This window comes from Opitutaceae bacterium TAV5, assembly GCA_000242935.3.
Taxonomy (GTDB): domain Bacteria; phylum Verrucomicrobiota; class Verrucomicrobiia; order Opitutales; family Opitutaceae; genus Geminisphaera.
The window spans coordinates 6,745,856-6,760,144 of the sequence record CP007053.1 but is presented as its reverse complement, the minus strand read 5'-3'; the positions used below and the strand labels follow the sequence as shown (position 1 = coordinate 6,760,144).

15 protein-coding genes are annotated in these 14,289 nt (G+C 53.9%); all 15 read left to right on the top strand.

The features are described from left to right. Window positions 1–31 precede the first annotated feature (31 nt). The 15 genes from OPIT5_28440 to OPIT5_28365 all read left to right on the top strand — a co-directional run bounded on the left by OPIT5_28440 (window position 32) and on the right by OPIT5_28365 (window position 14,200). Window positions 32–175 carry a hypothetical protein gene (locus OPIT5_28440; GenBank protein ID AHF94847.1) on the top strand — a complete coding sequence of 48 codons (144 nt, stop codon included), beginning with the start codon at window positions 32–34 and terminating at the stop codon, window positions 173–175. 1,297 nt (window positions 176–1,472) lie between these two features. Continuing rightward, window positions 1,473–2,456, top strand: coding sequence for a teichuronic acid biosynthesis glycosyl transferase (locus OPIT5_28435; GenBank protein AHF93545.1), 984 nt, complete (start codon window positions 1,473–1,475; stop codon window positions 2,454–2,456). A gap of 632 nt (window positions 2,457–3,088) precedes the next feature. Next, complete coding sequence (locus OPIT5_28430; protein ID AHF94846.1) at window positions 3,089–3,295, top strand: hypothetical protein; 207 nt, start codon at window positions 3,089–3,091, stop codon at window positions 3,293–3,295. A gap of 2,007 nt (window positions 3,296–5,302) precedes the next feature. Beyond that, window positions 5,303–5,608 carry a hypothetical protein gene (locus tag OPIT5_28425; protein ID AHF94845.1) on the top strand — a complete coding sequence of 102 codons (306 nt, stop codon included), beginning with the start codon at window positions 5,303–5,305 and terminating at the stop codon, window positions 5,606–5,608. 15 nt (window positions 5,609–5,623) lie between these two features. Then, window positions 5,624–6,709: a glycosyl transferase family 1 gene (locus OPIT5_28420; protein AHF93544.1), complete on the top strand. Its 1,086-nt coding sequence runs from the start codon at window positions 5,624–5,626 to the stop codon at window positions 6,707–6,709. 44 nt (window positions 6,710–6,753) lie between these two features. Beyond that, window positions 6,754–7,947 (top strand): hypothetical protein, encoded by a 1,194-nt coding sequence (locus tag OPIT5_28415; protein AHF94844.1) that lies wholly within the window; start codon window positions 6,754–6,756, stop codon window positions 7,945–7,947. 76 nt (window positions 7,948–8,023) lie between these two features. Then, window positions 8,024–9,163 (top strand): glycosyl transferase, encoded by a 1,140-nt coding sequence (locus OPIT5_28410; protein AHF93543.1) that lies wholly within the window; start codon window positions 8,024–8,026, stop codon window positions 9,161–9,163. After that, complete coding sequence (locus OPIT5_28405; GenBank protein ID AHF93542.1) at window positions 9,135–9,839, top strand: acyl transferase; 705 nt, start codon at window positions 9,135–9,137, stop codon at window positions 9,837–9,839. Before OPIT5_28410 ends, OPIT5_28405 begins: the two co-directional genes overlap by 29 nt. A gap of 96 nt (window positions 9,840–9,935) precedes the next feature. After that, window positions 9,936–11,213, top strand: coding sequence for a glycosyl transferase family 1 (locus OPIT5_28400; GenBank protein ID AHF93541.1), 1,278 nt, complete (start codon window positions 9,936–9,938; stop codon window positions 11,211–11,213). Next, on the top strand, window positions 11,210–11,308 hold the full coding sequence (locus tag OPIT5_28395) for a hypothetical protein (protein AHF93540.1): 99 nt from the start codon (window positions 11,210–11,212) through the stop codon (window positions 11,306–11,308). The genes OPIT5_28400 and OPIT5_28395 overlap by 4 nt, the downstream gene beginning before the upstream one ends. A 41-nt stretch (window positions 11,309–11,349) precedes the next feature. Then, window positions 11,350–11,454: a hypothetical protein gene (locus OPIT5_28390; protein AHF94843.1), complete on the top strand. Its 105-nt coding sequence runs from the start codon at window positions 11,350–11,352 to the stop codon at window positions 11,452–11,454. 30 nt (window positions 11,455–11,484) lie between these two features. Beyond that, window positions 11,485–11,685 carry a hypothetical protein gene (locus OPIT5_28385; GenBank protein ID AHF93539.1) on the top strand — a complete coding sequence of 67 codons (201 nt, stop codon included), beginning with the start codon at window positions 11,485–11,487 and terminating at the stop codon, window positions 11,683–11,685. 445 nt (window positions 11,686–12,130) lie between these two features. Then, window positions 12,131–13,504, top strand: a complete 1,374-nt coding sequence (locus tag OPIT5_28375; protein AHF93538.1) for a sugar transferase — start codon at window positions 12,131–12,133, stop codon at window positions 13,502–13,504. A 170-nt stretch (window positions 13,505–13,674) separates the two neighbouring features. Further along, window positions 13,675–13,779 carry a hypothetical protein gene (locus OPIT5_28370; protein ID AHF94842.1) on the top strand — a complete coding sequence of 35 codons (105 nt, stop codon included), beginning with the start codon at window positions 13,675–13,677 and terminating at the stop codon, window positions 13,777–13,779. Between the two features lie 10 nt (window positions 13,780–13,789). Next, window positions 13,790–14,200, top strand: a complete 411-nt coding sequence (locus tag OPIT5_28365) for a hypothetical protein (protein AHF94841.1) — start codon at window positions 13,790–13,792, stop codon at window positions 14,198–14,200. Window positions 14,201–14,289 lie beyond the last annotated feature (89 nt).

Sequence of the window (14,289 nt, the reverse complement as noted above, 5' to 3'; positions counted from 1 at the left end):
GGACCGTTAGTGATTTCCATTTTTCCATTTAATGAAAATGCTCATCGATATCATTGCTGGTGCCCGCCCAAATTTTATGAAAATAGCGCCTATTATCTCAGCGCTTGATGTCCACATAGCCAACGGGAACAAGCTCAACTATGGGCTCATCCACACCGGTCAGTATTATGAATAAATCCACAAACATGAAAATCGGCTATACTAATCGCGGTTATGCTCAAACTCGAAATATTGCGTACGCCGCCGCACATGATGTGAGACATGTCCGTGACTTGTTTTCGATCTTACGGAAACTTAGGCGCCATTACTCGATGGCACTGCAAAGCTTCGCACTGCCAGTGGGGGGGGGAGTGCAAGTTGTTCATACCTTCAACTCAGTGGTGCTTGGCGGAAGAAGCTGGGCTGTGACATATGAGACAACATTGCCTCGTTCCAATCGCCTGCCAAAATTTCTCATAAAATTGGCTTGGGGACGTTTATCAAAACCCCAATGTCTCGGTATTTTAGCCTTATCGGAGTGCGCCCGCCAAAGACTCATCACTGATTTGGACACGAATATCGCCAAAATGGACGCATGCACGCGGGCGGCGATACGCGCCAAGATAAGAGTGCTCCACCCACCACAGGATATTTTGATAACGGCTGATAAAAAAGAGTTCGCAGGGCCACTGCGGCTGGCGTTGGTGGGACATGATTTTTACAGAAAGGGTGGACTAGAGGTGCTTCTGGCGTTGGACAGGCTGGCGACTGAAGGCGCGGATATTCATCTTTCGATCGCCGGAAAAATGACAGCTGGAGATTACGCTAGCCGGGCCGGGACCGCTGAAGAGGCACATGCCCGTGAATTAATTCACAAAAATCAAGATCGAGTGAATGTGATGGGACCACTGCCGTGGGGAGCCGTGATGAATCTGCTGCAGCGCAGTCACTTGCTCTGTCTACCTACATGGGGCGACACCTACGGCTATTCCGTACTGGAGGGCCAAGCCGCGGGATGCCCTGCCATCACTATTAATCTGCGGGCACTGCCCGAAATCAATAATGAAGAGTGTGGCTGGGTAATCCCAGTACCGAAGCTTCCCAATGGCGATGGCGATCACGATACAAAAGAAAAGCGAAATCAGTTTCGCGCACTTTTAGTTGAAGGACTGATTCGGGCTTTGCGGCAAGCGTACACGGAGCGTCCCCTGCTCCGGCAAAAAAGTATTCGTTCTCTGGAACGAATCCAAAGAGAACATAATCCAGCACGCCATGCCGAAATTCTACAGTCCATGTATCGTTTGGCCATCATTGGGATGAATTCATCGCGACCTGCATGATAAGAATTTGCCTCTCCTAAGCCTGCTCAAGAAACCCTGTGAAGACCTCACATGCAGCCAATTAACCACTTGGCTTCCATGGCCAAGAGCTTGTGATTACAGTATGCTGCCCCGGCGCTTCATTGCATGAGTTGCTCAGAGTATTACCGTCCCATGATTTCAATAGTAATACCAAATTATAACAAGGGGAAGTTCATATCCGAAACCTTGGACTCCCTGATATGTCAAGATTATAATGACTGGGAGGCGATCGTGGTGGATGACTGCTCTACGGATAACTCTCACTCTTTGATCGCCCACTATTGCTTAACTGACTGCAGAATCAGGAACTTTTCGACAATTAATGGTCCCCGAGGTGGCTGCGCGGCTCGCAACATAGGGATAGAGAATGCCAAAGGCACCTATATCATGTTTCTGGATTCCGATGACTTATTGACGTCCATCTGCCTGGAAAGACGAGTTGGGAATATCGAGAAAAGCCAGGATGACTTTCAGGTTTATCCCGCCGGAACTTTTTATAAAACAATTGGAGACAGCGAGTCGGTATGGGCCCCCAAGAAGGGAGATGATCACCTCCGAATGTTTCTCAGACATAATTTACCTTGGACCATCACATCCGGCATATTCCGATCTGATCTCATCAAAAGAACCGGGAGATATGACGAAGAGCTCAAGCGCCTTCAAGATGTAGAATTTCACTCAAGGATATTATTCGGAAGTCCTTGTTACACTGTTCATGAACACTGCGAGTTGGATTTTTATTATCGAATATCCTCCGATAAAGCCACTTTCACAAGTTACGAAATGAGCAAAATGTATGTGGATTCATGTGTACTTTATCTGGATAAAATGTATAAAAAGATAGTGGAACTCAATGCCGATGACAAGCGAGGAAAGCAATTGGCGAAAGCCCTGTCCGGGACTTTGATATCAATTGTCTCCAGATTGAATATCGATCGCCAAAGGGGAGGAATCACGAAGGATGAGCTGAAGTATCTGAGAGATCTATTATTATCCAGCAATGCCGTCCTCCGGCTAAAGAGACCTATATTGGTCTATATCGAAAAAATTCTGTCTAATTACGGAATGGCACATGCCAGAGGCATCCCCAGGGTATTGAAATATTTATTCTCATGAATGTCTGCATGCTGTGGTTGCCCCGGCTATATCAATGAAAATTGCTCTGATAACTGACGGGGTTATGCCCTATGTTTTAGGGGGAATGCAACGTTACTCCACAATGCTTGCGCAGGAGTTTGTGAAGCAAGGCGTGGAACTCCACTTGTTTCATACGGTACGGAACCGAAATCTTGAAGCTGATGCTGGGAAATTGAAGGGGATGGAAGAGTGGTTAAAAAACTCTGTCCATGCTCATTTTATTCCATTTCCTGAAGAGAGTAAATTGCCTGGGCATTATATACGGGAACTGCATGTCTATTCCCAAAAGGCATTAGCCCGCTTCCGGGAAGTTTGCGCAGATTGCGATTTTATTTATGCCCAAGGATTGACCGGCCTCGCATTTGCCGAAGCCCGAAAGAATGGGAGTCTACGGATTCCGGTCGGTGTCAATGTACATGGTTACGAAATGTTTCAATATGCAGCAAATACAAGGGAACGAATTGCGCATTACATGCTCCGCCCCTCCTTCTCACGGTTGAATAGGAACGCGGATTATGTTTTTTCTTTTCCAGGGAAGATTCGGGCTATTGTTGAAAACAAGCTGAACGTCCCTCCCTCTCGTATATTGGAAATTCCCAATGCGGTAGGTGATGATTGGCTGCTCACAGATGCCAGAGTGGCATCTGGAAAATGCCGGTTTCTTTTTGTTGGTCGCTATGAACGTCGCAAAGGAATCGAAGAACTGGCAGGAGCGATTCGTTCGTTTCGTGATCCTCATGTCGAATTTCATTTTGTCGGGCCGATTGAGAAAGAAAAGCAATTGCCGGATGTACGCTGTATTTATCATGGAAAGGTGACGGAGACTCATGCCCTGAAAGCTTTGTATGATCGCTGCGATGTTTTGCTTTGTCCCAGTTATGCTGAGGGAATGCCTACTGTTATCCTTGAAGCAATGTCTCGCGGTCTTGCCATCATCGCAACGGACGTTGGCGCGACTGCTGAGGTGGTGAGTGAAAAAAATGGTATCTTATTGGATTCTCCTTCGATTGATAGAATTGCAGATGCCATTCAAGAGATAAGCCGGGTTACACCGGAGGCCATGCTAGCGATGAAACGTTGTTCATTGAACAAAATACGTGCTTATACATGGGATATGATTTCCAGGAGAATTATTGACAGTATTAAGTTGATAATTGATAGTCAATAAGATAATAGCAAGCAGAGTGGTGGTAATGCGATTACATCATGGGTTTTAGGTGTTTTATTGATTCTAGGATTTAATTGTTTTAATTTATGTATTTAAGGAATACCCTGTTTAGATTGCATCCGTGTGCGCCCTGTTATATGTGTAGTGGCGATGGCCTTGAGATGTTCGAATCGGCACCTAGGCGCGCACCTTGCGTTGTTTATTTTCATCCTCCGTGGTATGTCGGATGGAGATATGCCCTGAGGATCATGCGGAAGGTTAGGAATTTGAAGAGAAAGGGGGTTCGTGTTGTTATCTGCTGTAATGAGAGAGGTGAATGTTTTCATCTGAGTATGCTTAATGTGGAGAATGAATTTCTTAATCAGAACATGCATCTGCCGGAGTCAGTTTTTCGCCCGATTGAGGTAGATTTAAGATATGAAGCTGTTTATGCAGCACGCGCAAGTAAGTTTAAAAGGGTTCATCTTGCATCTATGGTTTCCAAGTTGTTTATTATTACTTATGCTTGCCCTAACAAGGATACAAATGGGCGCAATGATTTACATGGTTATGAGCCCAGGGTTAGTCATTGCGAATTTAATCGAAACTTCATAGATAGTCACGATGATCTGTGCAGGATATACAGCAGTTCGTCATGTGGGTTGGCATTGTCTGCTAAAGAAGGAGCCATGTGGGCATCAATGGAATATCTGATGTGTGGGCTTCCTGTGGTAACGACAAGAAACATTGGAGGCAGGGATTTCTATCTTCACGAGGACTATGCAAAGTGGGTTGATCCAGATCCTAATTCGATTTATCAGGCGGTCTGTGAGTTTGTAAACTGTCCTATAGACAGGAGGAAAATAAGAAATTCTGTATTGAAATTAGTTAAGGGAGAGAGGGTGCGATTTCTTCAGAGGTGCAATAATGATTTGATACAAGGTGGACACTCGTTGACGAGTTATGACTACATATGGGGAGGGATTTCAGGGATATATGACAATAGAGAGGAGATAAAGGCGGGCTCTATCTCGTAATTTTGTTAAGTGGCAGGATTTATTGCTGTTTTGGTCTGAATGGTAAATGTGTGTTTGCGTAAATATTGAAATTTAGTTTATAGTGACTTGTAAGTGAGATTGATTCTGAATGATAATGTACGAATTAAAGGTTGGAGGAAATAGTGAAAGTTGATTTTCTGTATCGTGTTAACGATTGGGCGAACCACCTTTCTCGTGCCGCTGCTGTCCGTGTTGTTGTCAAGTGGGCAAAGCGTGCCCTGTATTCACGAATGGAATCCAAATTATGGAATTATTTTCCGGATGATCGAGTGATCAATGGACCCTTCGAAGGGATGCGATTTCCTCATAGATCAGGAAATTGCAGTGTTTTTTTCCCGAAGCTAGTTGGTTGTTATGAGGCGGAGCTTCACGGGATATTCGACAAATTAAAAGTAAATCATTATGAGGAGATATGGGATATTGGAGCTGCTGATGGTTATTATGCCGCCGGTCTTGCCCTTTTGTTTCCCGACGCGAGGGTGACTGCTTGGGAAAGAAATCCCTCCGCAGTGAATAATTGTCGGATTACATGTGAGAGGAATGAGGTGGCCGAGCGCGTGAATATCAAAGGTCTATGTAACCGAGAAAATCTGATGAACTTGGAATGTTCATGCAGAGCATTGATTGTATGTGATATCGAGGGAGGGGAAGGCGATCTTTTCGACGATGATATCGTATCTCGGCTGCGTCGGACGGATTTCATCGTTGAGTTGCATGAGGCATTTCGTCCTGGCGTCACCAACGATTTATTGAATATTTTCAAGAAAACACATACGATCATATTGATTGATGCCATCTCCGATGAGGAAAAGGTCAGTGCATATCGATATCCTCCGCTCCATCGGATGAGTGAGGTTCTCTGCCGCTATGCGACGGCCGAGAGGCGTTATTCAAAGATGCAGTGGTTAGTGGCTTTGGCCGGCTGATGCCGGGTATGTTTTATGAAACTGGTCTTGCTCCACAGTCGTTTATCCGGTTACCTGGCAGCTTGCCTACGTGCCTTTAAGCGCCTGGTTGATGCCGAATTGCTGGTCTATGCCTGGCCGAATCAGCCGAATGCACCCTTCGATGCCTCGGTTTTTCAGGATTTGGGGTCTGTGTTGAACCGTCATGAGCATGCAGATGCTGCAATCCTCAGGGCAGTCCGTGCATTTTCCCCGGATGCGGTTCTGGTCAGTGGTTGGGCGGACAAAGGATACGCGAGAATATGCCGGCGACTAAAGGCGAATGATATCCCCGTAATCGCCGGTTGCGATACGCAGTGGACGGGCTCCTTGCGCCAGTATGGCGCATCCTGGGTGTCCCCTTGGCATCTCCATCGCTTCATTGACGTGTTATGGGTTACCGGGGAGCGTCAGCGCTACTTGGCCAATAAGCTGGGCTACAGTGGTGCTCGTTGCTGGGAGGGCTACTATGCCTGTGATTGGGAGGTTTTTGCCGATAGGGCGCACCGGTCCAGCGGAATAGTGACTGACGAGAGGGCACAGAAGCCCTTTTTTCTTTATGTCGGGCGCTACGCACCGGAAAAAGGGCTGGATACCTTGGCGGATGCGTATCGGCAATATCGGGCGGAAGTGCCCAATCCCTGGCCGCTGATCTGTGCGGGCAGGGGAGAGTGCCGGGAACTGCTGCTTCAGGCAGGAGCGGAAGACCGGGGCTTTGTCCAACCGGGGGAACTGCCGGCTTTGATGCGGGAAGCCTCGGCCTTTATCCTGCCTAGTCGCTTTGAACCCTGGGGGGTGGTGCTGCAGGAGGCCGCCGCTGCCGGCTTGCCTCTGATAGCCTCAGAAGCCTGCGGGGCGGCGGTGCATCTGCTGCGGCACTTGTACAATGGATACTGCTTTCCCACGGGAGATGCCGGGGCCTTGACGGAGGCCTTGCTGGCCATGCACCGCTTGTCCAAAGCGGACCGGGAAGTTTTTTCGCAAGCCAGCCTTGAGCTTTCGAAGCAATACAGGCCGGAGCGCTGGGCAGCGACGTTGGCGGAGGGATTGGCGACGATCCGCAAAAGGAAGGATGATAGGTGAATTGGCTCTGGAAGCATTTCCCGTTTCTGTATGTGACACCCTTCTTGCTGGCGACATCGCGTTTCGAGCAGGTAGCAGGACTGAGCGAGATTCTCCGCTGGCTAGCATTGGCGATGGGATGCGCTTTCGCTTTCAATATGGGGTTCTATCGGGCGGGTCGGCGACCGGGGCATCTGGTGGCCGCGGATAGGTGGATGCTGGCTTTTCTAGGCCTGTTTCTAGTGTCGGGCATGTGGTCGATCGCGCCGGTCTACACGGTGCTGCGAGCGGTAAGTTTAGTGCTATTGTATGGGTGCTCGATGTGGACATTGTGGAGCTACGCGGATTTTTTTTCTGAAGAACGTCTGGTTTCACAGGTGCTGAAAGTGCTGGCTATCGTCTTGGCGATCAATCTGGTGGTTGGAGGGCTCATGTTTTCGGAGGAACTGGCGGGCCAACGCTTTCAAGGATTTTTTCATAATCCGAACAATATTGGAATCCTCGTGGGCGTTGCACTGCCGGTTGCAGTTGGGCGGTGGCTGCGTTCGCGAGCCAGGTGGGATATGGTGGTGGCCGCGGTGCTGGGGGCGAATCTGGTGGCCTGTGGCACGCGATCAGCCTTGCTGGGGGTAGTGGTTGCGTGTGTGGTGTTTTTCGTACCTTTGGCGGCCCGTCGAACTACATGGGCCTGGATACTCGCGGTGGCGGCAGTGACGGGGGGAGGTGCGGCGAGTCAGACGGATTTTTTCAAGGAGCGGGTTCTCCGGGTGGAGAGTTTGGGGAGCGGCTCAACGCGGACAGAATTCTGGGAAATGGGCCGAAACTATACCGACAAACGACCTTGGCTGGGGCATGGGTTTGCCACGGATAGGGTGATCCATGAACACTATGGAGTTTCACTTTTTGATCTGAGATTGCGCGGTTACGGAGTGATGAGCGCTTACTATGGGCTGACCGTCCAACTGGGCCGGCCACTGGCGTATCTGTTTTTTGGGCTGTTGTGGGGATTTACCGGATGGTGTCTGATCGTGTGGTGGTACAGGGATTTCAATCTGGTCATCTATGCCGGCACTCTGATCAGTGGCTTGGTCGTGTGCATATTTGAATCGTCTATCTATTCGGCGGGGAACTGTTTCGCGTTTCTTTTCTGGATGATCTTCATGCTGGCGGTACGAAGAGTCCACTACCGCAGGGAGCGGATACCGATGAATTCCGGGGGTGGGTTGGCATCATGGGGTGGTAGTCGCGTGAAGGAGTGATGAAAAGGGTTTGAGAACGGTCCACGCGGTCCGAGGCGAGCCACTCTGTCCATTTTTGGCAAAATGTTTTGAATCGATGCGCGTTCTCCATGTCAGCGCTCCTTTGTCCCCGGTTTCCGGAGGGCCGTTTGAGTCGATTCGCCATCTTACAAAGAGTTTGGCGGAGTATGGGCTTGGCGTCTCGGTAGCAATGCCGTTTCAGGGCGAGGCCAAGGCGCATCTCGACAAGTGGAGTGCCCCGGTGAGATGTACAGGGCGGGTATTGGTTTCGTCGTTGGGTTGGTCGCCAAGCTTTGGTCAATCGATACTGCAAGACGGAGCGGAACTGCTGCATACTCATGGGTTGTGGTTGCATCCATCCTGGGTGGCTTTGGCTTGGAAGCGTCGTTGGCGCAGGCCGCATGTCGTTTCCGTCCGGGGTATGTTGGAGCCTTGGGCCTGGCGGCACCACGCATGGAAAAAGCGTCCGGTGTGGTGGCTGTTGGAACGGCGCAATCTCGAGTCCGCTGCGCTGTTGCATGCCACGTCCGCCCAGGAAGCGCGAAGTTTGCGTGAGCGCGGGCTGGGCGCTCCCATTGCCATCATTCCCAATGGAGTGGAATTGCCTCGACTGGCGATAACCCAGGCGAATGGACGACTGAAAGGAGAACGGAAAAACGCCCTGTTTTTGAGCCGGATACATCCCAAAAAAGGATTGCCGCTCTTGCTGGAAGCATGGGCTCGGGTGAGGCCGGCGGGGTGGGACTTGCTCATTGCCGGACCGGATGAGGGTGGCCATCGGGCCGACCTGGAGCGGCAGGCCGGCCTTTTGGGGCTGGCGGATGTCGTGCGTTTTTCCGGGCCGTTGACGGGAAGGGCAAAAGCACAGGCGTTTCAGGATTCGGATTTGTTTGTTCTGCCAACCCACAGCGAAAATTTCGGCATCGCAGTGGCAGAGGCGATGGCGCACGGGTTGCCGGTGATCACAACGCATGGCGCTCCTTGGCAAGTGCTGGAACAGGAGCAGTGCGGCTGGTGGGTGCCAGTGAGTGTAGAGAACATCGCTGCGGCACTGGACAATGCGACACGACAGTCTCCTGAAAAACTGGCGGATATGGGAAGGCGCGGGCGAAGGATCGCGGAAGAACGGTTTTCGTGGGACCGGATCGCCCTGGATTTTATTGCTTGTTATAAATGGGTGCTTGGGGATGAGCCCAAACCGGGATGTGTGGTGTAACCCTCCGGTTGGAGCATCGTTTGTCCGAAGATCCGGATTTTTTCCGGATCGTGAAGTTTTGACCATGATCGATTTTACCCGTTTTCGGAACCCGGAATTCCACCGGGGAGCGCCTCGCTGGAAAGAGGTTCTGTGGTGGATCGTGCGCAGCCTCCTGTTCGCTCCGTGGTTCCCGTTGCCCTCCTCCCTGAAGGTGGCGGCGCTGCGCGCCTTCGGCGCGAAAGTGGGACGGAAGGTGGTGATTCGCAGCCGGGTGAATATCACTTTCCCCTGGCGGCTGGAAATCGGCGACCATGTCTGGATCGGCGACGACGTTTTCATTCTCAGTCTCGACCGGGTGAAAATCGGTTCGCATGTGTGCATTTCCCAGGGAGTTTTTTTCTGCACAGGATCGCATGACCATCGGAAAGACACCTTCGATCTCATCACCGCTCCCATAATCGTGCTCGACCGGAGCTGGATCGCTGCGAGGGCGTTCATCGGCCCCGGAGTAACGGCGGGACCGGATGCGGTGATCGGAGCGGGCGCGCTGGTGGTCAAGGATGTCCCCGAAGGCATGGCCGCCTACGGAAACCCGGCGCGGATCCGCCCGGCCCGACCGATCGAGGAAATATTCGCGCCTCAACCGGCGCCACACCCTGCATTCACGAACTCCGCCGCCCGCGGAAAAAACTGACCACCGGGACCAATCCGGGAGAAATGCATAATACCCGCGTCCGCCAGGCTCTGGACGTGGTGTCATGAATCTCACGGAGAGGCTCATAAAATTGTCATGATCGTTTTCCTCAACCGGTTCTACCACCCGTCCACGACGGCCACCGGACAGCTTCTCACCGACCTCGCCGAAGGGCTGGCCGCGCGCGGACACGCCGTCCGCGTCGTCACCTCGCGTCACGATGCCTCGCTGCCGGAGGACGAAACGCACAACGGTGTCCGTATCCACCGCATCGGTACACCCGCCCGCTGGCGCGGCTTCGCCCGGATCACGGAGTTTCGCGCCTTTCACGTCGCCGCGCGCCGCCGGCTTCCCTCCCTGCTGGCGCCCGCCGACACCGTCGTCGCGCTCACCGATCCGCCGCTGGTGGGAGTGACCGCCGCACAGGCCTGCCGCGCGAGCGGAGCCCGGCTCGTCCACTGGGTGCAGGACATCTATCCCGAACTCCTCGCCGCCGCCGGCGCCGGCTGGCCCGCATTGCCGCTCGTCGCCCTGCTTCGCCTGCGCCGCGACCGCGCATGGCGCGAGGCCACCCGCTGCGTGACACTGGGAGGGGACATGGCGGCGTTGCTCCGCGCCCGCGGCGTGCCGTCCGACCGTCTCGCCATCATCCCCAACTGGGCTCCCGCCGGGCTCGCGCCACCGCCTCCGGAGACCGTCGCCGCCATGCGCGCCCGATGGGGGCTCGGCGACCGTTTTATCGTCGCCTACTCCGGCAATCTCGGCCGCGTGCACGATCTCGATGTCTGCCTGCGCGTGGCGGAGGCGCTGCGCAGCGATTCGCGTTTCGCGTTCGTCTTCATCGGCGAAGGCGCGCGCAAATCCCGGCTGCAGCGCGCGGTCGCGGCCCGTGGTCTGGAGAACGTCGTCTTTCGTCCGCACGAATCGCGCCGGCACCTCGCCGCTTCCCTGGCTGCCGCTGATGCGCATTGGGTGACGCTGCGTGACAGCTGCGGGAGCCTCGTCTTTCCCAGCAAACTCTACGGCATCGCCGCCGTTGGCCGTCCGGTGCTTTTTGCCGGTCCTCCCGGCGGCGAACTCGCCCGCCAGGTCACCGCCCACCGGCTCGGCATCGCGGCCGCGCCAGACGACACCGCCCGCTTTGTCCGGACCCTGCATCACTGGATCGAAACTCCCGCCGCCTGCGAGGACGCTGCCCGCGCCTCCCTCGCCTTTGCCCGCACCCGCGACCTTCCGTCCGCGCTCGACGCCTGGGAGGAGGTGCTGCGTCTGCCCGACGAAATGCAGACCCGGGCCACGCCTCCCGGTTGTCGGCAACCGAACACCCACACCGATCTTTTGCTGCCAGCTATAACATCATCCGACCAGCCATGAACCACGACCATAAAGATAATCACCCGAACATCATCGAGGTGACAATCGCTCTTTCGCTGATTGTCATCTGTGTAATCCTTGTCCTGGCTGCGTGACGGGCATCGTCCGGGCCACATACTGAAAATATCCAGTGCTCATGAGTATCGATCCGGATGCAAAAGAGACGTGGTTGCTTGTCGCCGGCCTGGCGATCATCGGGGCGTCATGCCTCATCGTTTTTATCATGTATATAGCAGGCTGAACTGCAGGCGCCTCCAGTGATCATATGGAAATGAAATTCTCACTCATAATAACAATCTACCTTTCCATGTGCGCCATCCAGTCGGCCATGGCGGGTTATCTCGGCCTGCATCCCGCTATTGACGAGCAGTGGCGTCCGGTTCTGGTGATCGCCTGTCTGCTGGGGGCATTCTGCAGTGGCGTAGCTCTGCTCGCGGCGGTCTCCGGCCGGAAGGACGAACAGGGGAAGTGAACCGGTGATACCAAAGCCCCAAAGCCTTCAGATTTTTACACCAAGGCCGCAAAGAGCGCAAAGGATTGCCAGTTACCTTCTTCGCGTCCTTTGCGGCCTTTGTGTAAAATCAAAAACATTCGGGACGCTGGTATGAGGAATACACGGTATCCGCGACTGGTATTTGTAGAGCCAGTGTGCCTTTTCCCTTTGCCGGCCTTTTTACCAATCCGACAAACCAACCGCGAATAGACGCGAATAGACGCGAATTCAGAAAAAAGACGAAACACACCATAATTTGATAATGAGTTTATCGTATTTTTATTCGCGTCTATTCGCGTTCATTCGCGGTTGAAACCTGTATATTGGGACGTTCCCATCATCGACATTATTTGGGTTTTTTCAGGCCGGGGTCCTTCCGGCGCGGAACGTTCTGTCATCCCCGACCCCCTCTCCGTCTGTTTTTATGAGATATACAAGACCCCTCACGCCTGCGCTGGTCCTCGGCGACTGCATTGCGGTGTTCTTTTGCATCAATCTCGCAGCCATCCTGCGTGGCATCGTCCAGTGGCATTCGCCCTTGTTCTGGCCCCTGCTGATTCCGCTCCTGCTGCTGTTCGTCGCGCTGCATCTCATCGACGGATACAATCCTCGCACGGATTTTCTCTCTGCCGACTACTTCAGCCTGCACTTCCTCGCCTGTTTCGTCGCGGCTATTGCACTGCTTTTCGTCACCTTTGTCTTCCCGCCTTACAGCTATCCGTTGCAGCAAAGCCGCGCCGTCGCCGGGCTTTCCTTTCTCGCCATCGCCCCGGCCACACTGCTTCTCCGCCGGTTCCTCCATTCCAGGCTTCGGCACCATCGCACCAGCCGTCTCGTCATCTATGCCGGCGGCGACGCCGCGGCGTTTTCCGAGGAAGCTGCCCGCCTGCAACTCGGCCGGGAAATCCGCTACGCCCGCCTCCGTCCCGACGATGGTTCCGACGACGGACGTCCGCTCCTCGACGATCTTATCACCGAGATCTCCTCCGGACACCTCGATGTCGAGGCCGTTGTCCTGCACGAAAACGGATGCTCGCTCCCGCCCGACGTGTTGCGGCGCCTGAAGGAACTTTATTTCGAAGGCGTGCCGATCTACTCACTGGAGCTGTTTCACCAGCTTTACTGGCGCAAGATTCCCCTCTACCGGCTCAACGCCATCTGGCTTTTTCAGGAAGGGTTCAAAATGGCGCGCGTTCCGATAACCAACCACTTCAAGCGCCTCACCGACATCACCCTCTCGCTGTCCATTCTTGTCCTCAGCGCACCCCTCATCGCCATCGCCGCCATCGCGATCAAGCGGGAGGACGGCGGACCTGTATTTTTCAGGCAACAGCGCATCGGTCGCAACCGCGTGCCCTTCACGCTCTACAAACTGCGCACCATGCGCCCCGGCCCGAAGGGCGGAAGCTCGCCGGGAGGCGGCGGCAACTACACGGCAAAAAACGACAGTCGCGTCACCCGCATCGGCCGCTTCCTGCGTTGCAGCCGTCTCGACGAACTGCCCCAGTTGTGGAACGTGCTGAAGGGCGATATGAGCATGATCGGTCCCCGTGCCGAATGGGATGTGCTCGTGGCCGACTACGAGCACAGTATCAGGTGCTACCACTTCCGTCATCTCGTCCGGCCCGGCATCACCGGCTGGGCGCAAATCAATTATCCCTACGGCGGCAACTTCGACGACACGCTGCGCAAGCTCGAATACGACCTCTACTATATCCGCCATTTTTCGTTCCTGCTCGACGCCACCATCGTAATCCGGACGGTGCATGTCATGCTCACCGGCAAGGGCGGACAGTGACGCGCGCATCCACGCTCTCCGGCGTGGCACGGGCATCCTTGCCCGTGGAGGGCGCTCCGCGCTGCAAACGCCTCCCCCGGCAATCATGGGCATGGATGCCCATGCCACACCAAACCCACGGGCCGGAAGCCCGTGCCACGCCGCCCTTCGCGTAACATCAGTCAGTAAATATGAACCAGAACCGGAAAGGCCGGAATGGACGGCCCGCCGCCATTGTGGTGGCCGTTGCTATCGTGTTGATCGTGATTTCGTTGATCATCGCTTTCAGCGAATGACTGGCTGCTCATGAAAACCGGATTCTCTGCAACCGGCATGTCGCGCAGCCGAGGGGAAAGAATATTATATGCCGAGGATAACGATGTGTTCATCGAAATGCTCAGGATATTTCTTGCCGGCTCGGTCGATTATCTGGATTTCGCATCAGATGGCCGGGAGGCATTGGCCAGAATCAGGGAGGCTCCGCATCTTTACCGACTCCTGATCACCGATCACGCCATGCCGGAAATGGACGGACTTGCCTTGGTAAGAGCGGTCCGGGGGTGTCATTTCAAAGGGCGGGTCATCGTGTTTTCCGGGGAGATAAGCGACAGCGTGGTTGAAGAATATCGAACCATGTCCGTACACACGATTTTGCGGAAAAGTCAGGATCTCGATCTCCTGCTATCCATCATAAGGTCAGCAGACACAAATGGGTAGTTTTCAGGGGTGCGCGGTTTGGCTCGCCACGCATCATGCGCCTGACTGCAAACCCGCTCTTTTCCCTCGGAGGCGCAGCGGCAGGAATG